Source organism: Streptomyces sp. NPDC088747 (genome assembly GCF_044751025.1).
Lineage (GTDB): Bacteria > Actinomycetota > Actinomycetes > Streptomycetales > Streptomycetaceae > Streptomyces.
The window spans coordinates 84,049-107,218 of record NZ_JBIVKZ010000016.1; the positions used below are offsets into that span (position 1 = coordinate 84,049).

Genomic DNA, 23,170 nt, shown 5'->3' on the forward strand with positions numbered 1-23,170 from the left:
GTTGTGCGGCCGTGCCGGACCGCGGTCACTCCACCGGCCCCACGGCGGGGCCGTCATGGCGGTGCGTCACCTCGGGCGCGCTCCTGTAGGCGCACCTCCGCCAGGTCGGACAGCCGGTCGAGCTGCCGGACCGGCTGCGCGGTGCGGTGGTTGTGGCCGAGCCGTTCCCGGTGCCGGTCCAGGAAGTTCCAGTAGCCGGCGGTGTAGGGGCAGGCGTGCTCACCGGTGCGGTCGCCCGGCCGGTAGCGGCATGGGCCGCACAGGTCGCTCATGCGGTGCACGTAAGCGCCGCCCGACGTGTAGGGCTTGGTCGTCATCCGGCCCCCGTCTGCGTACTGGGACATGCCGACGACGTTGGGGACCATGACCCAGTCGTATCCGTCCACGAAGCTGCGGTGGAACCAGTCCGTGACCGCGGCAGGGTCCCAGCCCCGCTGGAGGGCGTGACTGCCGAGGATCATCAGCCGGGGGATGTGGTGCGTCCATCCCGTGTCCCGTACCTGGGCCAGGACCGTGTGCAGACAGCGCGCCTCCACCGCGTCCGCGTCGAGGTCGTTCCACCAGTCGGGGAGCGGAGCGGTGTGCCGCAGGACGTTGGAACGCCGGTACTCCTCGCCGAAGTACCAGTACAGCTGCCAGACGTACTCCCGCCAGCCCGCGATCTGCCGGACGAATCCCTCCACGCTGTTGAGCGGCGCCCGGCCGGCCCGCCACTCGGCCTCCGCCCGCTCGACGCACTCGGCGGGGTCGAGCAGACCGAGGTTGAGCGAGGACGACAGCAGGCTGTGGCTCATGACCGGATCGGCGGCGAGCATGGCGTCCTCGTACGGGCCGAAGGTGTCGAGCCGGTGGGCGAGGAAGCGTTCGAGGGCCGCTCTCGCCTCCGTACGGCTCGCGGGGTACAGGCGGGGCCCGTCCCGCCCGACGAAGGACACGTCACCGTCCTTCTCCCAGCGGTCGAGGTCGTGACGGACCTCGTCGTCGATGTCGTCCTCGCGCGGTCGGTACGGTGCGGAGACCGGCAGGGTGGCTGCGCCGCGTGGCGGCGGCTGCCGGTTGTCGTGGTCCAGGTTCCACTTGCCGCCGGCCGGGGCGTCGCCGTCCATCAGCAGGTCGTGACCCCGGCGCACCCATCGGTAGAAGTCCTCCTGCCGCAGCCGCTCGCCGCCGTGCCCTTCGGCCCACGCCGCGAAATCGTCGGTCCCTACCAGGAAGCCGCGCGCCGGGCCGGTGGTGACCTGCGGCAGCTCGCGCACCAGGCGGGCGGCGGCGTACGAGGTCGGGTGGTGGACGGTGACCGGGCGGCTGCCCGCCGCCCGCTCCAGGCCCTCCCGGTAGGTGTCGGCCCGTACGTAGGTCATCCGCTCGCCGAGTTCGGCCGCGCGGTGGCGCATGGCGGAGAGCACCAGGTGGGCCTTGGCCCGGTGGAAGCGCCGGCGCCGGAACACCGAACGCGCCTCGATCATGAGCAGCGGTGTGTCCCTGTGCGGGCCGTCCTCGCCCGGGGTGAGGAAGTGGGGCCCGAGCTGGTCGCCGAAGAGCCAGTGCATGGGGGTCGCTCCTCAGTCGCGTCCGCGGGCGTGCTTGAAACGTGCCAGCCCGTCGGCGAGGTCGATCAGCGGTTCGGGGTAGTCCAGGCGGGTGCGCAGATCCTTCGGGAGCCGCCAGGGCTCGTGCACGTACCGGTCCTCCACTTCGTGCAGCTCCGGCACCCACCGGCGTACGTACGCTCCCTTCGGATCGAAGCGTCTGCCCTGCACCACCGGGTTCAGCACGCGGTGCGGACGGGTGTCGGTGCCGGTTCCGGCCACCCACTGCCAGTTGAGCTGGTTGTTGACGATGTCGCCGTCCACCAGCAGGTCCAGGAAGTGCCGCGCGCCGATCCGCCAGTCCACGTACAGCGTCTTGGTCAGGAAGCTCGCCACCAGCAGGCGCGCGCGATTGTGCATCCAGCCCTCGTGACGCAGCTGCCGCATTCCGGCGTCCACGACCGGATAGCCGGTACGGCCCTCCCGCCACGCGGCGATGTCCTCGGCCGCGTCCTTCTCGCCGCGCCACCGGTCGTGCTTGGTGCGGTAGTCCCGCGCGGACGTGGCGGGCCGCGCCGCCAGCACCTGGTGGTGGAAGTCGCGCCAGCACAACTGGCGGACGAACGCCTCCGCGCCGGGGCCCCCGTGCGAGCGGGCGCGCCGCACGAGTTCCCCCGGGGAGAGTGCGCCGAAGTGCAGGTACGGCGACAGTCGCGAGGTCGCGTCGCCGGCCATGTCGTCGTGCAGGTCCTCGTAGTCGGACAGGCCCGACCGGGCCCACCGGGAGAACAGGTCCCGCCCCGCCTTCTCACCACCGGAAGGGAGGTCCGGCGAGATGCCGGACAGCTCTTTCCGGGACGGCAGGGGCTCGCCGTCCACCCCGTCGGGGACGCGCACGGTGCGCGGCGCCGGGCAGGTCTCGCGCAGCCGCTCGGTCGACCAGCGGCGGAAGTAGGGGGTGAAGACGGCGTAGTGATCGGAGCCGGTCGGGGTCAGCCTCCCGGGAGCGACCGCGGTGATCACCGTGTCGTGCACGTGGAGGGCGACGCCGCGTCCGTCGAGATGATCGCGCAGCCGCTCCTCCCTCCGGTGCGCGTAACCGGTGATGCCCGCGGCCACGTGCACCTCCGTGGCGCCGCACCGGGAGACGACGTCCCCGACCTCCCGGTCGACCGGCCCCGACCGTACGACCAGCCGACCGCCACGCCGGCGCAGTGCGGTGTCGAGGTCGTGCAGGCAGTCGGTGAGGAAGGCGGTGCGGTTCGGTGCGTCGAAGCCCGCCGCTTGCACACCGGGATCGCGCACGAAGAGGGGAACCACCTCATCGGCCGCCGCGAGGGCGGCGCGCAGCGGCGGATGGTCGTTGAGACGCAGGTCCGAGGTGAACAGGACGACCGCGACGGTCATGTCGTAACTCCTGATGTCGTGAAGCGGTGTTGCGGGTACTGCTGTGTTGCGGGTACCGCTGGTGTCGCCCCTGCTCTCCGATCATGGGCGCAGCAGGGTGACCGTGCCCGTCGCCGTGACGCGTCCGGCGGCCAGGACGGGGAAACGGAAGCCGCCCTGCTCGGGCGCCGGCTCCAGCCGGGCCCCGCGAGCCGGAGTGGGGGAGCGCAGGTCGACGCTCAGACCGACCACGGCCGCGGCCGTCGTCCCGGAGTTCAGCAGCGCCGCCTGTCGGCCTGCCTCAGGTACCGCGAGCGCGGGCAGAACGGACGGCCGGCCCGGCAGCAGCACGGGATGCCCCGGGTCACGTGGGACGACCACCAGCCGTCCCTGGGGTGCTCGCGCCACCAGCACGTCGGGCTCGGCGACGGCGCCCACGGCAGCCGCCGGGGGATGCAGCAACGCTGCCGGAAGGCGCGTGTCGAGGTGGGGCGCGTCCGCGTACGCCGTCCGGGCGAACCGCATGGTGCACGACCCGAACGGGGTGCCGGCGTGCAGGTACTCGGCCGTGACCCGGTAGGCGACGAGTGTTCCGGCCCGGATCTCCAGGTCGCTCACGCCGATCCGTACGGCCACGTCGGTCCCACTGCCGCTCTCCTCGGGACACTCCCGCGGATTCAGTCCCATGGCCACGGACACGGGCTCGAGCGGTGGGGCACCGGCTGCGGGCAGATGCCCGCGCTCCAGGGCCAGGGCCAGTTGACGGGTGGACTCCACCATGATCAACGGATGGTGTGTCACGACGGTCGTCCGCTCGTTCAGCGGATGAAGACGCGGCCACTGACAACGCGCGCCGAGACAACGGCTCCCTCGGCGACGCAGGGACACGACGAGCATCGACGCCATCGTCTCCAGCCCGATCGCGTCCCAGGTGACGAGGGGAGAGGCCTGCTCCTCGGCGTCCGGCGCGAGGGGAGCGCCCGGCCTGTCGGCGTCACCGCGTGACCGGCCGGGGGCCGCCGGTGCGGTGTCCATCGCCATGGGGTGCATGAGCGTCTCCTGCCGAGGGTGCCGGGCAGATCGACCGCCCACGCCACCTCTTCACCAGCCGTGGAGCTCCTGGATGCACGGCGTCACCCGAATGGCATGGCCACAGAGCGGCGCGGCTCCTGGGTCGGCGTACGAGGAGGGAGGGCCATGTGGAAAGAAGTCGCGTCCGTCCGCATCCAGCGGGACGATTACGGTCGAAAAGCGGACATGAAGCTGCAAGACGAGTTCCCCGTCGACCACCATCTGGCGACCGTCTATCGCTACGGCGCCGCGTCCTGCGGCATCCTGCTGCTCGTCTTCGCGGGCCTCGGGTTCGCCGACGCCCTCAGCCCCTTCACCACCTCGGGCGACACGATCGCCGGCATGACCAGCAACGTCGCACTCAGCGTGATCTCCACCGTGGTGGGTCTCGCGCTGCTCGTCGGTGCCTTCATCGGCGGCAACTTCGCCTCCACCCTCAACATGTGGGTGGGCGGACTGTTCGTACTCAGCGGGTTCGCCCACATCTTCGTCCTGGACCGCCCCGCCAACATCCTGGACTTCGGCATGACCAACGTGATCTTCAGCTTCGTCATGGGGCTGCTCATCGCGACGTTCGGCATGTACGGCCGGGTCTCCAGCAAGCTGTCCCCCGACAATCCGTACTTTCGCCGCAGGCACTCCGAGCGGACGGCTACGGAGCCGACGGAGGCCGAACTCGGCGCCGCCGCCGGGCCCCTGCCCCTCACCGGACGCGACGTCTGACGACCTTTCACCGAGGTACGTCGCGACCGACTGTCGAATGCGACGCTCCCCGATCGACGTGAGTGTCAAGGCAGTACATCCACGATTCGGGAGCACCTCATCATGACGGTAACCGCGGACATGGCCATCTCCCTCGACGGCTACATCGCCGGCACCGGCGTCGGCCTGGACAACCCGGGAGGCGACGGCGCCGAACCGCTCTTCGACTGGATCCACAACCTGGCCAGTTGGCGGGAGCGGCAGGGGATGACCGGCGGGGAGGAGAACCGTGACTCCGAGCTGATGCGCGAGTGGTTCGACGCCACCGGAGCGGTGGTCATGGGGCGGATGATGTACGACACGGGCGAGGCGTTCTGGGGCGACAACCCGCCGTTCCGTGCCCCGGTCTTCGTGCTCACCCACCGGCCCCGGCCTGCCCTGGTGAAAGAGGGCGGCACCACGTTCACCTTTGTCACCGACGGCATCCACAGCGCCCTCGACCAGGCGAAGGCCGCGGCCGGGGACAGGAACGTCGACATCGCGGGCGGGGCGAGCACGGTGCGGCAGTACCTCCGGGAGGATCTCATCGACGAGCTCCAGTTGCACACGGTCCCCGCGCTGCTCGGCGGCGGACTGCGGCTCTTCGAGGGACCGGGCGCCGTGCGGCGGGAACTGGAGCAGGTCCGGGTGGTCGAGACGCCGCTGGCCACCCACCTGAAGTACCGCTTCGTGAAGTGACCCGGCGCGTCCGGGGCCGGGCCGGGCGATCGGGCCCCGTCGCCCCGCCCCCCGGGGGCCCCGCTCGCGGCGATCGGAATCGCGGAACCGAGGCGTGGCCACCGGGAGTTCGAGGCCGGGAGTTGGCGACCGGAAGTTCGAGGTCCGTCTGAACCCGGAGCGCTTCGCGCACGTACGGTCAACTGAGGGCCGCGACCTGCGCTCTGTGGTCCACGTTCCCTCCTTCCGGCCGATTCCGTAGTTCCACTTTCCAGGAGTACCGATGACCAGTCCGAGCCTCAGTGACCGGCTGACGGCGGGCCAGCCCCTCGTGCTGGGCCTGTTCCGTATCGTCCTTGGCCTGTTGTTCACCAGCGAGGGCGCCGCCACGGTCTTCGGGGTGCTGGACCGGAAGGCCAGTCCCACGGGCGACTGGCCCTTCTGGTACGCCGGAGTGATCGAGCTGGTGGGCGGCGCGCTCGTTCTCCTCGGAGTCGCCACCCGCAGCGCCGCGTTCCTCTGCTCGGGCATCATGGCGTTCGCGTACTTCACGGAACACCAGCAGGACGGCCTCTTCCCCTTGCAGAACGGCGGACTCGCCCCGGTCCTCTTCTGCTGGGGATTCCTGCTCATCGTCTTCTTCGGCCCCGGTGCGCTCTCCGTTTCGGGGCTCGCCGGACGGGAGAGCGGCGCGCGGTCGACCTCCGGCCCGGTGGCCCAACAGTCCCGGTGACCGTCCGCCCCTCCTCGGACCGTGGGTCGCGGCGCGTCCGCCGGACTCGGCCCTCCCGCTCACGGTCCGGCTTCGTGCCGTCGCCCCGGACGTGCATACTCAGGCTTTGCGCGCGCACCGGCGTTCGCGAGAAGCAGGAGGTAGGCGATGGTCTCGACATCGGGGGCGGAGCCCCGGAAGGTCACGATCAACGACGTCGCCAGGTCGGCCGGGGTGTCCCGGCAGACCGTGTCGCGGGCGCTCAACGACAAGGGCGAGATCGACAGCGACACCAAACAGCGCGTGCTGGACGCCGCTCGCGCGCTCGACTACCGGCCGAGCCGGTTCGCCCGCGGGCTGGTCCGCCAGGACACCATGACCATCGGACTGGTCATCCCCGACCTGCTCAACCCGTTCTTCACCGAGGTCGCGGCCGCCGCCCTGGAGGCCGCCAGGACCCGTGGCTGGCACGTCGTCGTGTACGACACCGCCGACCGGGCCGAGGAGGAGCGGGGCACGCTCCAGGTGATCAGTTCGCAGGTCGACGCGGTCATCGGCTACTTCAGCTGCCCCGACAGCGAGCTCGACGCGTTCACCCGTGGCATGCCGGTCGTGCTCATCGGCCGTGAGGGCGCGTCCACGCGGTTCAGCTCGATCCGGATCGACGGTGAGGAGGGCGTGCACGACGCGATCGCCCACCTGGTGGCGAAGGGTCACACCCGGATCGGCATGCTCGACCACCACGCCCGGGCCGAACCGAGCATCCGGCACACCTGGTTCACCTCGGCCGCGAAGGCGCACGGGATCGACGCCGGCATGATGGTCGGCGCGGACCAGACGGCCGACGGCGGCGGCGCGGCGCTCAGGGAACTGCTCACCGCTCATCCCGAGGTCACCGCGGTCTTCACGTTCAACGACATCATCGCGATCGGCGCCCTCAGGGAAGCCCGCCGGCTCGGCAGGAGCGTCCCGCGGGACCTGGCGGTCATCGGGTTCGACGGCCTCCAGCTCGGAGCGCTTCTGGAACCTCCGCTCAGCAGCGTCGCACTCGACACGCGGCGACTCGGCGCGCTCGCCGTCGAGCAGGTCGCCCGGCTGCTGGCGGGACCGCAGACCCTCGCGGCCGTCGACCTGGCCGTGCACGCCGAACTGCGGCTCAGCGGCTCCGCTTAACACCGCGGAAACGCGTCCGCCTCGAATGTCTTGACATGGAACGGCGCCGAAGCGCAGACTTCCGAGCACTTCGCGGAACATCTCGTGGGGTACCCCCGAGCTTCCCCGTGAACGTTCACGGGAGCGTTCACGGGACCGCTCACAAGTAGTCATAACGAATATTTCCACCCGCCCCGCCACGGCGTTCGGCGCTTGAACCGACGCCGTTGCATCCTGTCCCTTCCACCCGGAGGCACTCGCCCGAGGGATCAGCATCGAGCCGCCTAGCACCGTCGCTAGCCGTTGTCTGGAACGGAAAATATGAGCAACACAGCCACACGCATCCGCCTCACCGCCGTCGTTGCGGCGGCCGGCATCGTCGTACTCGCCGGATGCTCGTCGTCCGATCCGTCCGACAAGTCATCCGCAGCGTCCTGCGAGCCCGCCAAGGGCAAGGTGACGCTCCAGTACTGGAACACGGTTCCGGGGATGGACGACGTCGTCGCCCTGTGGAACAAGAAGAACCCGGACATCCAGGTCGAGACGAAGAACATCTCCAACGACCAGTACGGCACCCTCGGCAACGCCCTCAAGGCGGACAAGGCGCCGGACCTCGCTCAGGTCGGCTACGACCAACTGCCCAATCTGCGCACCCAGAACGCCTTCGTGGACGCCTCCGGCTGTGCGGACGCCACCGCGGCCAAGTCGAAGTTCGTGCCGTGGACCTGGTCCCAGACGAGCTTCGCCAACACCGGCGTGTTCGCCCTGCCGCAGGACACCGGCCCGATGGCGCTCTACGTGCGCAGCGACCTCTTCAAGAAGTACGACGTCGCCGTCCCCAAGACCTGGGACGAGTACGCGGCGGCCGCCGAGAAGCTGAACAAGGCCGACCCCGACCTCGACATCACGTTCTTCGACCCCAACAACGCCGAATGGTTCAACGGGCTGATCTGGCAGAACAACGCCAAGATGTACAGCTACTCCGGCGACAAGTGGCACGTCACCGTCGAGTCGGACCAGAGCAAGCAGGTCGCGGACTACTGGCAGAAGCTCATCGCCGACAAGGTCGTCCGCACCGACCTGGCCAACGGGTCGACGCAGATGTACGCCGCCTACCAGAAGGACCAGATCGCCAGCTACGTCGGCGCGGCCTGGGGCTACAGCATGTTCCGCGACAACCTGCCCAAGCAGGCGGGCAAGTGGAGCATCGTCCCGATGCCGACGTGGGGCGCGAACGGCGCGTCCGGTGACTGGGGCGGCTCGACCGTCGCGTTCATGAAGGGCAGCGAGCACCTCTACGAGTCGGTCAAGTTCAACACCTGGCTCAACACCGACCCCGAGGCGCTCGCGCTGGAGAACAAGCTGGGCGGTCTCTACCCGGCCGCCAACGCGGGGCTGCAACTGCCCGCGCTGTCCGAGGGCGTTCCGTACTACAACAACGAGAAGATCTTCGACGTCTTCGCGGAGTCGTCCAAGAACATCGACACCAGCTTCGCCTGGGGCCCCACCCAGAAGACGGTGAACCTCGCGCTCCAGGACGCGATGGCGAAGGCGGCGGCCGGCGACGGGACCCTCACGGACGCGCTGGCGGCGGCCCAGGCGGCTGCGCTGAAGTCGATGAAGGACCAGGCGATCCCGGTCACGGCAGGCAAGTGATCGCGGCATGACCGACCTCGCGACCCGCGCGACGCGAGTGGTGACGTCACCAGGGGGTCGTCGCCGTCTCAACGGCGGCGGCCCCCGGGCCGGCACCATCATCGCGTTCCTGACGCCCTTCTTCCTCCCGTTCGTGCTGTTCTACCTGGTGCCGGTGGGGTACGCGCTCTGGCAGAGCTTCCGCGCCGTGCACCGCACCGGAGGCCAGTACGGCACCTCGTACACGAGCTTCGGCGGTTTCGAGCAGTACCAGAAGGTCTTCGAGAACACCGAGTTCTGGTCCAGCATCGGGCGCATCGGACTGTTCGGCACCGTGCAGGTGCCGGTCATGCTGTTCGTCGCCCTGATCATGGCCCTGCTCCTCGACACACCGCTGCTGAAGCTCAAGTCGGTCTTCCGCATCACCGCGTTCATGCCGTATGCCGTACCCGGTGTGATCGCCGCGATCATGTGGTCGTACCTCTACTCACCGCAACTCAGCCCCGTCGTAGACCTGTTGAACCATATCGGTCTCCAACCCGACTTCCTGGGCCCCGGAACCGTGCTCTGGTCGGCGGCGAACATCTCCACCTGGCTGTGGACCGGCTACAACATGCTCATCATGTACTCGGCCCTGCAGTCGATCCCGCAGGAGCTGTACGAGGCCGCCAAGCTCGACGGCGCGAGCAACTGGGCCATCGCCTGGCAGGTCAAGGTGCCGATCATCGCTCCGTCGATCGTCCTCACCACGGTGTTCTCGATCATCGGCACCCTCCAGCTCTACGCGGAGCCGGCGGTGCTGCGGCAGATCTCCTCGAACATCTCCAGCACGTTCACCCCGAACATGCTCGCCTACGCGGTGGCGTCGGGGAACAACTACCAGCAGGCCGCGGCGATCTCCGTGGTCATCGCCGTCATCACCTTCGTCCTGAGCTTCGGATTCATGCGACTGACCTCGAAGAAGGCCGGCCTGTGAGCAAAGCGTCCGTGAACCGAGAGAGCGCGGGCAGCCGCACGGCGGCCATGGCCCTGATGCTCCTGCTGGCCATCTACTTCCTGCTCCCGATCTACTTCCTCATCGTCGCGGCCACCAAGCCGCAGGGGGATCTCGCCACCACCAACGGCCTGGCGTTCTCCCACTTCAACCTGTTCGAGAACCTGCGCGTCCTGTTCACCCGCAGCGACGGCATCTTCGGACGGTGGGCCGTCAACACCGTGATCTACGCGGTGCTCGGGGCCGCCGTGGGCACCCTGATCTCCGCGCTGTGCGGTTACGCCCTCGCCAAGTTCCGTTTCCGCGGGCGGGAGTTCCTCTTCTCCGTCATCCTCGGCGGCGTCCTCGTACCCACCACCGCACTGGCGCTCCCACTGTTCCTGCTGTTCTCGGCGACCGGGCTCGTCAACACCTACTTCGCGGTGTTCCTGCCCAGCATCGTCAGCCCGTTCGGCGTCTATCTGGCCCGCATCTTCGCCAACGCGGCCGTTCCCCAGGAGCTGATCGAGTCGGCGCGTCTGGACGGCGCGGGGGAGTTCCGTACGTTCTTCTCGGTGGCTTTCAAGCTGATGACGCCGGCCCTGGTGACCATCTTCCTCTTCCAGTTCGTCGCCATCTGGAACAACTTCTTCCTGCCGATGGTCATGCTGCAGAAGGAGGAACTGTTCCCGATCACCCTCGGCCTGTACCAGTGGAACGGCCAGACCGCCCGGGCGCCGCTCCTGCAGCAGTCCGTCATCACCGGTTCACTGGTGTCGATCGTGCCCGTCATCATCGTGTTCATCCTCCTCCAGCGGTTCTGGCGCACCGGTCTCGCCGCCGGTTCCCTCAAGTGACCACCGGCGCCCGCCCACCGTCTCCGCACGCACAGAAGGTTCCTCCCGCCATGCGCAACTCCGCCGTCTTCGTGCCCCACTTCCACTGGGACCGGGAGTGGTACGAGCCGTTCCAGGTCTTCCGGCACCGGCTGGTCGCCGCCCTCGACACCGTGCTGGAGACGGCCGAGGCGAACCCGGACTTCCGGTTCACCGCCGACGGGCAGATGGCCGCGATCGAGGACTACCTGGAGATGCGGCCGGAGAACCGCGACCGGGTCGTGGCGCTGGTCACCGAGGGACGGCTCGCCATCGGGCCCTGGCTCATCCTGCTCGACGAGTTCCTCTGCTCCGGCGAGACCATCGTCCGCAACCTCCAGATGGGGTGGGCCGCCGCGGCGGACCTCGGCGGCGCGATGCCCGTCGGGTACCTGCCGGACATGTTCGGCCACGTCGCGCAGATGCCGCAGATCCTCGCCCGTGCCGGTATCGAGCACGCGGCACTGTGGCGCGGTGTGCCGGGCACCGTCGACGGTCACGCCTTCCGCTGGCGCGCACCCGACGGCTCCGAAGTACGCACCGAGTTCCTCTTCGACGGCTACGACAACGGCCTCGACGTCCTGCTGGTGCCCGACCGGATCGGCCGCGCGCTGGGCGAGTACGCGGAGATGACCGATGAGCGCTGGGGCGGCGACCCGGTCCTGGCGATGGCCGGCACCGACCACAACGCACCCGACCCGCACCTCGCGGCCTGGCTGCGACAGGCGTCCGGCGAAGGGCGCGCCATCACCATCGCGACCCTCGACGAGTACCTCCGCGAGCACGTACGCGACGAGGTGTCCGCTGTCGTCACCGGGGAGTTGCGCAGTCACGTACGCGGCAACATCCTCCCCGGAGTGCTCTCCGTACGGCTCGGGCTCAAGCAGCGCATGGCGGTCGCCGAGCGCACGATCGACCACGCCGAGCGCATGAACGCCCTCTGGTCCCGGCGCGACGACTCCCCGTTCCTCTCCCTCGCCTGGCACAAGATCATCGAGTCGACGGCGCACGACTCGGTCGTCGGCTCCGGAACCGACGAGACCTGCGACCAGGTCGCCGCACGCCTCGCGGAGGCGGCACAGACCGCCCGTGCCGTCCGGGACGCCGCGCTCGCCGAACCCGCCTCCCAAGTGCCCAGCGACGCCTACCTCGTCGCCAACCCGCTGCCGTTCGAGCGCACCGCGCTGGTGGAGGTGGATGTCGTCGCCCCGCCCGCGGGAACGCGCCTGGTCGCGACCGTCACCGACGGCACCGCCCACCCCGTACAGCTCATCTCCGAGGCGCCGACGGTCCTCAGCGACGAGCGCATGGACGCCTCACAACTCGAACGCGTGCTGCGCCGGATCCACCGGCGCGAACTGTTCGGCCGGCTCATCGACCACTACGAACTCACCCCCGGCTCACTCGTCTTCCACCTCGCGGAGGTCCCCGCCAGCGGCCCGTTCGACCTGCTGATCCTGCGCCGGGAGGTCGCCGCCGCGGCTGCCGCGCACCCGGGGGAGTGGCGGGTGCTGACGGTGGAGGAAGCCAGGGCAACCGCGCTCGTACCCGCACGGGTTCCCGCCTCGGGTCTGACGGCCTTCAGGGTCGAGCCGCGCGAGGACACCTCCGCCGCGCCGGCTTTCCCCGCGCCGGCTTCCCCCGCGCCGGCTTCCCACACGGTCGCGACAGCGAAGGGCCGCACCCTGGCCAACGGCCTGGTCGAGGTCACGGTCGCCGCCGACGGCACGCTGGACATCACCGGCGCCGACGGCACCGTACTGAACGGCGTCGGCCGCCTCGTCGACGGCGGTGACCGCGGCGACAGCTACAACTACGCCCCTCCGGCGCACGACCTGCTCGTCTCGGAGCCGACGGAGATCACCGTCGACGTGCTGGAGGACGGCCCGCTGCGGTCACGGCTGCGGGTCACCCGCGTCTACGCGTGGCCCGCCGCGCTCTCCTCCGACCGCGATCTGCGAGACGAACGGACCCTGCCGACACCGGTGGAGACCCTCGTGGAGGTGCGCGCCGGTGAACCCTTCGTACGGGTCTCCACCTCGTTCCTGAACCAGTCGGCGGATCACCGGCTGCGCTTCCACGTGCCGCTGCCCGAGCAGGTGACCACGTCCTCGTCGGCCGGCCAGTTCGCCGTCACCGAACGCGGTCTCACCGCCGAGGGCGGCTGGGGCGAGTACCCGCTGCCGACCTTCCCGGCCAGTACGTTCGTGTCGGCCGGCGCCGCCACGGTCCTGCTCGACCACTCCAGCGAGTACGAACTCGTCGGCGAGGGCGGCGAACTCGCCATCACCCTGCTGCGCGCGATCGGCTCGATCAGCGTCAACATCCATCCGCTCCGCGACGAACCCGCGGCGAGCGAGATCCCCGCCCCGGGCGCGCAGGACCTCGGCATGCGCGTCGAGAACCGCTTCGCCGTCCTCCCCTCCGCGGCCGGCTGGAGCGGGGCGAACGCGGTCGCCCTCGCCGAGGACTTCCGCAACGACGTGCTCATCACCCGCGGGACCGCACCCGCCGGAAGCCAACTGCCCCTGGACACATCAGGGTTGCGGGTCGACGGCCCGAACGTCCTCGTGTCAGGCGTCCGCCGCGTCACCGACGACGAGTCCGGGGCCGGCACCGAGGTACGGCTGGCCGCCATACGGGACACCGCGTGCACCGTACGGGTGACGGGCGCGTTCTCCGAGGCCACCACCGTGGACCTGCTCGGCCGGCCGATCTCGCGCGTTCAGGCCTCGGACCGACTCGAACTGGCCCTCGGTCCATGGGAGATCCGCACGGTCGTACTCCGGTAGAGCACCGGCGTACCCCTTGGATCCCCCAGGCGACACGCCGCCCCGCACGGCGATCGCGGCCGATGTCAGCTGCCCCTGTGACACCAAGAAAGAGTTGTGACCTCTTGCCCACCGAGCTCTCCCCCCAGGTTTCGGACATCGCGCCAGGGCGTGGCGCCCTGCTCCCGGCACGCTCGTGGCTGCACTCCGACGCGCCCTCGCGTTCGCTGAACGGGCCGTGGCGGTTCCGGCTGTCGCCCACGGCGCCGGCCACGGAGGAATTCGCGGCCGACGGCTTCGACGACCAGGGCTGGGACAGCATCCCCGTGCCCTCCCACTGGGTGCTGGAGGGCGACGGTGACTACGGCCGGCCGATCTACACGAACATCCAGTTCCCCTTCCCGATCGACCCGCCCCACGTGCCCGACGAGAACCCGACCGGCGACTACCGCCGCCACTTCGACCTCCCCGCCGACTGGTCGGACGCCGCACGCGTGGTGCTGCGCTTCGACGGCGTGGAGTCGCTGTTCCGCGTGTGGGTCAACGGCGTCGAGATCGGCGGCGCGAGCGGAAGCCGGCTCGCCCACGAGTTCGACGTGACCTCAGCGCTGCGCACAGGCGACAACGCCATCGCCGTACGAGTCCATCAGTGGTCGGCGGCCAGTTATGTCGAGGACCAGGACCAGTGGTGGCTGCCGGGCATCTTCCGCGATGTCACCCTGAACGCCCGGCCCGCCGGAGGCATCGACGACGTCTGGCTGCGGACCGGCTTCGACCACGGGCGCGGACGGATCGAAGCGGAGATCACCGCCGAGGCGTCCGCGTTCCCGGTCACCCTGCGCATCCCCGAACTCGGCGTCGAACACGTCTGGCACACCCCGGCCGACGTGGCCCCCCTCGACGTCACCGACGTCGAGCCCTGGTCGGCGGAACGGCCCCGCCTGTACGACGCCACCGTGTCCACGGCCGCAGAGAGCATCGCGCTGCGAGCAGGATTCCGCACGGTCGAGATCCGCGGCGACCGGTTCCTCGTCAACGGCAGCCGGGTCGTCTTCCACGGGGTGAACCGCCATGAGACGCACCCCGAGCGCGGTCGCGTCTTCGACGAGGAGCACGCCCGCGAGGATCTGGCCCGCATGAAGCGGTTCAACGTCAACGCCATCCGCACCAGCCACTACCCACCGCATCCCCGGCTGCTCGACCTGGCCGACGAACTCGGCTTCTGGGTCGTCCTCGAATGCGATCTGGAGACGCACGGCTTCGAGAAGCTCGACTGGGCCGGCAATCCGAGCGACGACCCGGCCTGGCGCGAGGCGTTCCTAGACCGCATCAGGCGCACCGTCGAACGGGACAAGAACCATCCCAGCATCGTCATCTGGTCGCTCGGCAACGAGGCGGGGACCGGCGGCAACCTGGCCGCCATGTCCACGTGGGTCCACGCCCGCGACACCGGGCGCCCCGTGCACTACGAGGGCGACCACACCGGCGAGTACACCGACATCTACTCGCGGATGTACGCGTCGGTGCCGGAGACCGAGCGGATCGGCTCGGACAGTTCGCGCTCCGCGCTGCTCAACTGCACTCCCGCGCAGAGCGCCCGGCAGCGCGCCAAGCCGTTCCTGCTGTGCGAGTACGCGCACGCGATGGGCAACGGGCCGGGCGGGTTCGACCAGTACGAGGCACTCGCCCGGCAGTACCCACGGCTGCACGGCGGCTTCGTGTGGGAATGGCGCGATCACGGCATCCTCGCCACCACCCCGGACGGAACGCCGTACTACGCCTACGGCGGCGACTTCGGAGAGGTCGTACACGACGGCAACTTCGTGATGGACGGCATGGTGTTGAGCGACGACACCCCCACTCCCAGCCTCCACGAGTTCAAGGCGGCGGTGCGGCCTGTCGAGTTCGCCTTCGACGACGGGAAGGTCGCGGTCACGAACGTGCGGCACGCGGCCGACACCTCCGACCTGTCCTTCCGCTGGCGGGTCGAGCACGACGGAGTCCCCGTCGCGGCCGGGGAGTTGGAGGTCCCCGTCATAGCCGCGGGCGAGTCGGCGCGGGCGCCGCTGCCCCAGGTCGCCGTCAGCCCCGACGCCGAGACATGGCTGACGATAGACGCGACACTGGCGGCGCCAACGCCCTGGGCAGCCGCGGGACATGTGATCGCGACGGCTCAACTGGACTGCTCCGTACGGCATCCCGTGCCCGCCGTCCGCGCACGGACCGACTGGCGGCCGGCCGAGGGGACCCTGTCGCTCGGGACGGCCGAGTTCACCGGCGGAACCCTCTCGCGCCTGGCCGGCCGCGCCGTCGGCGGGCCGCGACTGGAACTGTTCCGCGCGCCGACCGACAACGACGAGAGCCCGTCCGACGGCGTCGAGGAGAGCGACGCCAGCATCGCCGGGGTGTCCAACGCCGACCTGTGGCGCCGCGACGGACTCGACCGGCTGACCACCCGGCGCGTCCTGGTCGAGCACACCGCGGACGCCCTGCGCACCCTCGACAAGGTCTCCGCGGCGAACAGCGCGCTCTGGGTGACCATGGAGTCCCTCTGGTCCCTCGAAGACGGCGCGCTGGAACTCCGCGTGGAGATCGAGCCCTCGCGCGGCTGGCGGACCGTGTGGCCCCGGATCGGCATCCGGTTCGACCTGCCCGACGGCACAACTCCCTTGGATGGCGCGGAGTGGTTCGGCCTGGGCCCGCTGGAGTCCTATCCCGACAGTCTCCGCGCGGCTCGTACGGGTCTCTTCTCGTCCCCGATCAGCGATCTCTCGGTCGACTACGCGCGTCCTCAGGAAACCGGACACCGCTCGGAGTTCCGCCGGTTGACGCTGATGAGTGGTGCCACCGAGGCGCTGCGCATCGAGGCACTCCCCGACACCCGAGGGCGCCGCCCCGGCTTCACCCTCAGCCGTCACACCCCCCAGCGGATCGCCCGAGCCCGACACCCCTTCGAACTCGGCGACTCGACGACGAGCCATCTGACCATCGACGCCGCGCAGCACGGTCTCGGCTCGCGGGCGTGCGGACCGGACGTGTGGCCCGAGTTCGCGCTTCGCCCGGAGTCGCGCACGATCAGGCTGCGTATCTCGGCGGGCTAGGGATACGCGCCGTGGGTCACAGGCCCGCCACCCAGTTCGCGGTGTCCTCGGGGCGGGAGAACCGGAGTGTGCTGAGAGGAGCGAAGCGCGGGTCGCGCGTGCGGTGTTCGATCTCGCGGCGGCGGTTCGCGTGCTGGGACCAGGCCCACCGAGCCGGGTGTTCGCCGCTCAGCCAACCCGCCCAGGTCTCACTGTTGCCACCGAAGAGGACCTCGCGGGTGACCGTACGCCGGAGGGAGCGGCGTAGGACACGGGGCATGACGACGTGCCTGGCGTAGTCGAGCCAGAGCACGGTGTCGGCCTGGTCCCAGAGCAGGTCACGCACCTCGGGACAGCCGAGCGAGTCGACGATCCAGCGGGGTTCGGCCGCGAGGCGTGACACCGACTCGGTCAGTCGGTCGTTGACCGTCCAGTCCGGGCCGGTGAAGTACAGGGCGTCCATCTCGTGGTAGGGGACGTCGAGGCGTTCACCCACCGTCCGGGCCAGCGTGGACTTCCCCGCCCCCGTGACACCCACCACCAAGATCCGCTTCACACAGGCACCTTAGTGGTGGCGGATGTGCGCAGCGCCGTCCCGCAGGGTGAGGTGCCGCATGAAGCGGTCCTCGGGGGCAACGTGCCGGTGCTCCTCGCCGGGTGAGCGGTCAGCGTGGTTCCAGGCGCAGCGTGGCGGCGCGGGCCCGCTCCGTCAGGACGTGCTCGACGATGCTCGTGTAGTGCCCGTACTTGGTGCGGTAGGCGGCGTCCACGTCCGCGTACTCCCCGGGGCCGGCCTCGTGGAAGGTGACGTCCTCGCGTACGCCACCGGCCTCGACGCGGCCCTGCTGACGGGAGCGCGTGCCCCGGTACCAGGGACCGTCGGTGCACTTGACCGACCGCACGTAGAGGTGGTCACCGGCGCGGACCACCCACATCGTCACGGGCTCGCGCAGCGAGCCGTCGGCCGGCTCGGACGCGAGGTCCAGATCCTCCGCGGTGCCGATCCCGTCGAGTTCCTTGTCGTTCCACTGCGTCATCGTCATCTCCTTCCGACCTGCGAGGACCCGGTGGTCGAGGCCGCGGCGGTCGACGCCGCGGAGTTCCTCTCCGGATCCAGAGTCACCCGGCGTTCCGAACCCCGCCAGGGGAACGCACGGCGACTCAGAGGGGGCAGCTCCACATGGGGCAGCTCACATGGGTGAACGGACCGCTCTACGCCGTGACACCGGACGACACGGTCCAGCCTGCCGTCCCGCGTCCGGGGCAGGCAGGCCGAGGTTTGCCAGGGAGCGGCCGGCGGGGGTGTGGCAGGGCCCCTTTGTACGGGCGTGTCACGAGGACGGGAGAGGGACACTTGGGTCACGGCACCCGAGCAGCACAGCGGCGAGGAGCTGGCGCGTTCCCTGCGCGCTCGCCGTACCCAGACCAGCCCCCGGTCCGTCGGCCTGACGCCAGCCCCCGGTCCGTCGGCCTGACGCCAGGCCCCGGCATCCGCCGTACCCCCGGCCTGTGCCGCGAGGAACTGGCCACCCTCGCCGGGGTCAGCATCGACTACTACACCCGTCTGGAGCGCGGCAAGGAGACCCGCCCCAGCCCCGCCGTGGTCGACGCCCTCGCGCGTGCCCTCCAGCTCGACGACGCCGAGCACCAGCACCTGTGTGACCTCGCGGTCCGCGCCGCCCGCTTCGCGCCCCAGCCCTCTCAGGCCCCCAGCCGCACTGTGCGCCCCCAGCTGAAGCTGCTCCTGGAGACCGTACGGCCCAACCCCGCCTACATCGTCAGCCGCAGCATGGACGTCCTCGCTCACAACCCCGGCGGACTCGCCCTCTACGCCGGACTCGCGGACTGGCCGGCCAGACAGCGCAACCTGGGCCGCTACCTCTTCCTGCATCCCGCCGCTCGCGAGATCTTCCCCGACTGGGACAACCAGACCCGCGGCTGCGTCGCCCGCCTGCGCGCCCTGGCCGGTACCGCCCCCGACGCCCCCGACCTCACCGCCCTCGTCGGCGAACTGCTCCTGAAGAGCCCGGACTTCGCCGGGCTGTGGGAACGCTACGAGGTCACCGGCCGCAAGATCGCCACCAAGACCTTCCAGCACCCACAGGTCGGCACTGTCTCCCTCTCCTTCCACGGCATGGCACTCGAAGGCACCCCCGGCCACCGCATGGGCGTCTACACCGCCGACCCCGGCACCCCCGACCACGACGCCATGCTCCTGCTCGACATGACCGCCACGCAGGCCGAGGCCAGGGCCTCCGAGCAGAGGCGATAGCCCGGAGGCCGCCGGATCTCGGACCGTCGGCGGAGACGGGCGAGGGCGCCGCTCAGGACCATCTGAACAGCCGTCAGCCCGGTAGGCAGTGCAGGCAACTCGCCGTAGTGTCATAGGAGTTGCGGGCGGTGCACGCCGGTGTGGCGGTCAGGAGAACAGTGCTCCGATGTCCGGCTTCTTGCCCCCGAAGATGCCGTCCCGCTCCCCGAGTTCGGCGAGCTTCTCCAGGGAGGCCGTGTCGACCTCGGCGGGCCAGCTCGGCAGGATGAGCTCCGGAAGCACGTCACCGCTGATCTTGGTGTACGTGGTGAGGATCTGGCGTGCCTCGTCGGGATGGCTGGAGGCGTACTCCAGCGACTCGGCCATCGCCTCCTTGAACTGCTTCACCAGGGCCGGGTTCTGCTGTGCGATCTTCGTCGAGGTGAAGTACGTGGCGACGGTGAGCTTCGGGTCCGTCTCGGCGAACGGTGAGGCCACCACCCGGGCGCCCTGGCCCTTGGCGACGGTCTGGGCGGGCTCGCCCATCCAGGCGGCGTCCACCCGCCCGCCGTCCACGGCGGCCGGCATCTGGTCGAACGGGATCTCGACGAACTCGACCTCGGCGGGGTCGCCGCCGTCCGTGCGTACCGACTCGCGGACCGTCGTGTCCCCGATGTTCTGAAGGGTGTTGACGGCCACGGTGTGCCCGGCGAGGTCCTTGGCCGACTTGATCGAGCTGTCCTTCTTGACGAGGACGGCGGTGACGTCGGCGCCCACCTTGCCATTGGAGGCGGCGCCGTTGACCACAGACTTCACGGGCACGCCCTTGGTCTGGGCGAGCATCAGGGAGGTGGTGTTGCTGAAGCCGAACTGGAACTGGCCGCTCACCACACCGGGAATGATCGCGGCGCCGCCCTGGGCGCTCACCATCTCCAGGTCGATGCCGCGACCGCTGAAGAAGCCCTTCCGCTGCCCGAGATAGAGCGGCGCCACGTCGACGATGGGAATGATCCCGACGGTGACCCGAGTGGTCTTTCCGTCCTCCGCCGACGAGTTGGAGGCACTGTCGGAGTCCGGCGAACCGCACGCGGTCATGCCGGCGAAGGTCACCGTGACGAGGGCGAGCCCGAGTGTGCACCTGTGCATGCGCTCCTCCTTGAGGAGAACGAGATGTGTGCCGTGCGGGGGACCGGACGTCCGATTCGGCGGTATCCATGCGGCCAGGAACGGCGCCGGCGATGAGCGCCTGCCGGTGCGAGATGCGATCTGCGGGGCGGGAGCGAGTCCGTGGAGGAGACCGGACCTGATGTTGTGCAGATTCTTGACGCCCGCAATCTACACATCTACTTTCGCCGTGTCAGTCCCCCCGGACGAAGGAATTCGCCGATACCCGGTACGTCATCCCGGTCGCTCGGTCGCACCGTCAGACAGTCGCACCGCCAATTGACCAATCGGCCATTCAATCGCTCGGTCGCCCGTTCGTCGGCCCGAACCCCGGGGTCCCCGCACCGCCCCCCCACCGCGAGGAGCTTCGCCCCGTGAGCCACCGCATCCGCACCCGTACGCTCACCGCCCTGGCGGTACTGCTTCTCGCCGCCCCCTTCACCCAGGCCACGGCTCAGGCCGCGGAAGCCGCCCACGTCGAGGGCTCCCTGCCGTCGGGCGCGGCTTATCTCATGGACATGCCCGCCAGATGGAACGGAACCGTCCTGCTGTACAGCCACGGCTACATCCCGGCCGGCGCGCCGAACCCGGCGCGCAACTCCCCGGACGACGCCACGAGGCGACTGCTGCTGGACCAGGGATACGCGCTGATCGGTTCCTCGTACGCCACCAACGGCTGGGCGGTGACGGACGCCGTACCGGACCAGCTCGCGACCCTCGACGCGTTCACGTCCCGCTTCGGACCGGCCCGGCGCACCCTCGCCTGGGGCACCTCCTACGGCGGTCTCGTCACCACCGCGATCGCCGAACGGCACGCGTCACGCATCGCGGGTTCACTCTCCATGTGCGGACTGGTCCAGGGCGGCGTGGCCAACTGGAACAGCACCCTCGACCCGGTCTTCGCCCTGAAGGCCCTCCTCGCGCCCGACTCCGGTATCCGCCTCACCGGACTGGGCAGCCCCGCCGTCGCCGCCGAGCAGGCCGCCGCCATGGCCGGTGCCGTCACCGAGGCGCAGGAGACGGCCGCCGGCCGGGCCCGTATCGCGCTGGCCGCGGCGCTGCACAACATTCCCGGCTGGAACGATCCCTCGCGGCCCCGCCCGGCTCCCACCGACTGGGACAGCCGGCAGGCGGCGCAGTACCAGGCCCTCGTCGGACTCGTGAGGCTTCCCGCCTTCGCGTGGCGGCAGGAGGCGGAAACCCGGGCGGGCGGCAACATGTCCTGGAACACCGGTGTCGACTACACCTCCATGCTCGGCCGCTCCCCGTACCTCAAGGAGGTCACCGAGCTCTACGGCAAGGCCGGGCTGTCCCTGAAGAACGACCTCGCGTCCCTCGGCAGGGCGCCGAGGATCAGCGCCGACCCGAATGCCGTCGACTGGATGAGCCGCACCAGCACCTTCACGGGCCGGCTCACCGAGCCGCAGCTCAACATCCACACCACCGGCGACGCGTTGATCCCGGTGCAGGCCGAGAGTGCCTACGCCCGCGCCGCGAGCGCCGGGGGTTCCACGTCGCTGCTGCGGCAGCGGTACGTCGACAACGCCGGCCACTGCACCTTCAGCACCGGCGAGCAGATCGCCGCCCTGCACACCCTGGAGGACCGCGTCGACACCGGTCGCTGGTCCCGAAGCGCTCCGGCCGACCTCAACGCGCGAGCGACCGAGGCCGACCCGGCTTCCGCCGCGCGCTACCTCGCGTACACGCCCGCGAGCTATCCGCGCCCGTACGACCGGTCTCCCGCTTGGGACGGGCCCCGCGGGTGACCGTGCTCCGTCCGGCCGGAGTGCTCGCGGCGACCGTACTCTTGCTCGCGTGAATGTGAACGCCACACCCCCGCGGGACCTCCCGCATCCGCCGGAATCGTCCGACTCCCCACCGCGCACCGGGAGTTCCGCGGCGCGCCCGCAGTCACTCCTGTTGGCCTTCTTCGGAAACCATGCTCTGGAGGAGAACCCGCTCTGTGTCTACTCGGGCAGCGTCATCGACGTCCTCGCCCGCGTCGGCGTCGGCGAGCAGGCAGTCCGTTCCACGCTCACCCGCATGGTCAACCGGGGCCTCCTGCTGCGCCAACGGCAGGGGCGGCGTATGTACTTCGGCCTGACCCCGCTCGCCACCCAGATACTGGAGGACGGGCGCCGCCGGATCTGGGAGACCAGCGCCGTGAACGACGACTGGGACGGCACCTGGACGCTGCTCGGCTTCTCCCTCCCCGAGTCCTGGCAGCGCCAGCGGCACGACCTCCGTTCGCGCCTCACCTGGGCCGGTTTCGGCCCCCTCTACAACGGCCTGTGGATCGCCCCGGGGCCCGTCGACGTCACGGGCGTGATCACCGAGCTGGACCTCTCCGCGTACGTCAAGGTCTTCCACGCCCGCGCCGACGAGGCGACCGACGCCCGCCTCATGGTCCGCGACACCTGGGATCTGGACTCTCTCGCCGCCCGCTACGCCGACTTCACCCGGTGCTGGAGCAACCATCCGGACGTGGGCAGCGGCGACGCGATGGCGACCCGGCTGCGGCTGGTCAGCGAGTGGCTCGGGATCATCCGTACCGATCCCCGGCTGCCCGAACAGCATCTTCCGCCCAACTGGCCGGCCCGGCAGGCGGAGGAGACCTTCCACCGTGTCGCCGCCGGGACCGAGGCGCCGGCCCGCCTGATGGCTTCGGCCATGCTCGACACCGTTCCCCTCAACGCGCCCTGATCACAAGGTAGTTCGGCGCCTGGCTCGGTCGGTCTCCGATTTCGGTGACGTACCCAGGCGGAACCCCGGGCCGAGCACGGCGAGGAGGGGCGAAGCGCGGCGAAGAGACCGATTCCGAGTACCTCCTGCCACCCCTCGTGCGCCCCGCGCTCGGCGTGCGAAACGGCGCTCGCGCGCTGCCCGAGCGCCGATGTGCGCCCCGGTGGCTCATTCTTCACGCCCGGGAAAAGCGAAATGTGGGACGGGCGAGTGAATGGGCACCCCCAGAAAGCAACGTCACGGGGGAGCGCGGCACGACGGAGCAGTCAGACGGAATGGACCGATGGGGTACGGGAGGGGCGTAAGTGATCCGGGTGCTTCTGGTGCACGACGTGTGTCTGGTGAGGTCGGTACTGGCGGAGTGGCTTCGTCAGGAATCCGACCTGTCCGTGTTCGAGGCTCCGTGGGGC

17 protein-coding genes and 1 pseudogene are annotated in these 23,170 nt (G+C 70.1%); 12 read left to right on the forward strand and 6 right to left on the reverse strand.

Going from position 1 to position 23,170, the window contains the following annotated elements:
* Nucleotides 1-53: 53 nt before the first annotated feature.
* The 3 genes from ACIP79_RS31525 to ACIP79_RS31535 all read right to left on the reverse strand — a co-directional run bounded on the left by ACIP79_RS31525 (nucleotide 54) and on the right by ACIP79_RS31535 (nucleotide 3,965).
* Nucleotides 54-1,550: a cryptochrome/photolyase family protein gene (locus tag ACIP79_RS31525; protein ID WP_401228617.1), complete on the reverse strand. Its 1,497-nt coding sequence runs from the start codon at nucleotides 1,548-1,550 to the stop codon at nucleotides 54-56.
* Between the two features lie 12 nt (nucleotides 1,551-1,562).
* Nucleotides 1,563-2,936 (reverse strand): cryptochrome/photolyase family protein, encoded by a 1,374-nt coding sequence (locus ACIP79_RS31530; protein WP_401228618.1) that lies wholly within the window; start codon nucleotides 2,934-2,936, stop codon nucleotides 1,563-1,565.
* Nucleotides 2,937-3,017: 81 nt separating this feature from the next.
* Nucleotides 3,018-3,965, reverse strand: coding sequence for a hypothetical protein (locus ACIP79_RS31535; RefSeq protein WP_401228620.1), 948 nt, complete (start codon nucleotides 3,963-3,965; stop codon nucleotides 3,018-3,020).
* A gap of 207 nt (nucleotides 3,966-4,172) precedes the next feature.
* Here ACIP79_RS31535 and ACIP79_RS31540 point away from each other — a divergent pair, with 207 nt between their 5' ends.
* The 9 genes from ACIP79_RS31540 to ACIP79_RS31580 all read left to right on the forward strand — a co-directional run bounded on the left by ACIP79_RS31540 (nucleotide 4,173) and on the right by ACIP79_RS31580 (nucleotide 16,624).
* Complete coding sequence (locus ACIP79_RS31540) at nucleotides 4,173-4,709, forward strand: DUF4383 domain-containing protein (RefSeq protein ID WP_401228621.1); 537 nt, start codon at nucleotides 4,173-4,175, stop codon at nucleotides 4,707-4,709.
* Nucleotides 4,710-4,811: 102 nt separating this feature from the next.
* Complete coding sequence (locus ACIP79_RS31545; protein WP_401228623.1) at nucleotides 4,812-5,426, forward strand: dihydrofolate reductase family protein; 615 nt, start codon at nucleotides 4,812-4,814, stop codon at nucleotides 5,424-5,426.
* Nucleotides 5,427-5,688: 262 nt separating this feature from the next.
* Nucleotides 5,689-6,138, forward strand: coding sequence for a DoxX family protein (locus ACIP79_RS31550; protein ID WP_401228625.1), 450 nt, complete (start codon nucleotides 5,689-5,691; stop codon nucleotides 6,136-6,138).
* A gap of 147 nt (nucleotides 6,139-6,285) precedes the next feature.
* A complete protein-coding gene (locus ACIP79_RS31555) occupies nucleotides 6,286-7,290 on the forward strand; it encodes a LacI family DNA-binding transcriptional regulator (RefSeq protein ID WP_401228627.1) in 1,005 nt (334 codons plus the stop codon).
* A 300-nt stretch (nucleotides 7,291-7,590) separates the two neighbouring features.
* Nucleotides 7,591-8,925, forward strand: coding sequence for an ABC transporter substrate-binding protein (locus tag ACIP79_RS31560; protein ID WP_401228629.1), 1,335 nt, complete (start codon nucleotides 7,591-7,593; stop codon nucleotides 8,923-8,925).
* 7 nt (nucleotides 8,926-8,932) lie between these two features.
* Nucleotides 8,933-9,880, forward strand: a complete 948-nt coding sequence (locus ACIP79_RS31565) for a carbohydrate ABC transporter permease (RefSeq protein ID WP_401228631.1) — start codon at nucleotides 8,933-8,935, stop codon at nucleotides 9,878-9,880.
* Entirely contained in the window at nucleotides 9,877-10,734 is an 858-nt protein-coding gene (locus ACIP79_RS31570; RefSeq protein WP_401228633.1) for a carbohydrate ABC transporter permease, read from the forward strand. Before ACIP79_RS31565 ends, ACIP79_RS31570 begins: the two co-directional genes overlap by 4 nt.
* Before the next feature lie 50 nt (nucleotides 10,735-10,784).
* On the forward strand, nucleotides 10,785-13,544 hold the full coding sequence (locus ACIP79_RS31575) for an alpha-mannosidase (protein WP_401228635.1): 2,760 nt from the start codon (nucleotides 10,785-10,787) through the stop codon (nucleotides 13,542-13,544).
* A 62-nt stretch (nucleotides 13,545-13,606) separates the two neighbouring features.
* Complete coding sequence (locus ACIP79_RS31580; protein ID WP_401228636.1) at nucleotides 13,607-16,624, forward strand: glycoside hydrolase family 2 TIM barrel-domain containing protein; 3,018 nt, start codon at nucleotides 13,607-13,609, stop codon at nucleotides 16,622-16,624.
* A gap of 16 nt (nucleotides 16,625-16,640) precedes the next feature.
* On the opposite strand, the gene ACIP79_RS31585 is transcribed toward ACIP79_RS31580, so the two are convergent.
* Both ACIP79_RS31585 and ACIP79_RS31590 read right to left on the reverse strand, forming a co-directional pair.
* Entirely contained in the window at nucleotides 16,641-17,159 is a 519-nt protein-coding gene (locus tag ACIP79_RS31585; protein WP_401228638.1) for an adenylate kinase, read from the reverse strand.
* Nucleotides 17,160-17,268: 109 nt separating this feature from the next.
* The gene (locus ACIP79_RS31590) at nucleotides 17,269-17,640 is read right to left on the reverse strand and encodes a DUF2255 family protein (RefSeq protein WP_401228640.1); all 372 of its coding nucleotides are present in this window, start codon (nucleotides 17,638-17,640) and stop codon (nucleotides 17,269-17,271) included.
* A gap of 291 nt (nucleotides 17,641-17,931) precedes the next feature.
* Between ACIP79_RS31590 and ACIP79_RS31595 the strand changes: the two are divergent.
* Nucleotides 17,932-18,875 (forward strand): annotated as a pseudogene (locus tag ACIP79_RS31595) (helix-turn-helix transcriptional regulator).
* Nucleotides 18,876-19,022: 147 nt separating this feature from the next.
* On the opposite strand, the gene ACIP79_RS31600 reads toward ACIP79_RS31595, so the two are convergent.
* Nucleotides 19,023-20,000, reverse strand: coding sequence for an ABC transporter substrate-binding protein (locus ACIP79_RS31600; RefSeq protein ID WP_387179462.1), 978 nt, complete (start codon nucleotides 19,998-20,000; stop codon nucleotides 19,023-19,025).
* 392 nt (nucleotides 20,001-20,392) lie between these two features.
* Here ACIP79_RS31600 and ACIP79_RS31605 point away from each other — a divergent pair, with 392 nt between their 5' ends.
* The gene (locus tag ACIP79_RS31605; RefSeq protein ID WP_401228642.1) at nucleotides 20,393-21,784 is read left to right on the forward strand and encodes an alpha/beta hydrolase family protein; all 1,392 of its coding nucleotides are present in this window, start codon (nucleotides 20,393-20,395) and stop codon (nucleotides 21,782-21,784) included.
* Nucleotides 21,785-21,833: 49 nt separating this feature from the next.
* On the forward strand, nucleotides 21,834-22,721 hold the full coding sequence (locus ACIP79_RS31610; RefSeq protein WP_401228643.1) for a PaaX family transcriptional regulator C-terminal domain-containing protein: 888 nt from the start codon (nucleotides 21,834-21,836) through the stop codon (nucleotides 22,719-22,721).
* Nucleotides 22,722-23,170 lie beyond the last annotated feature (449 nt).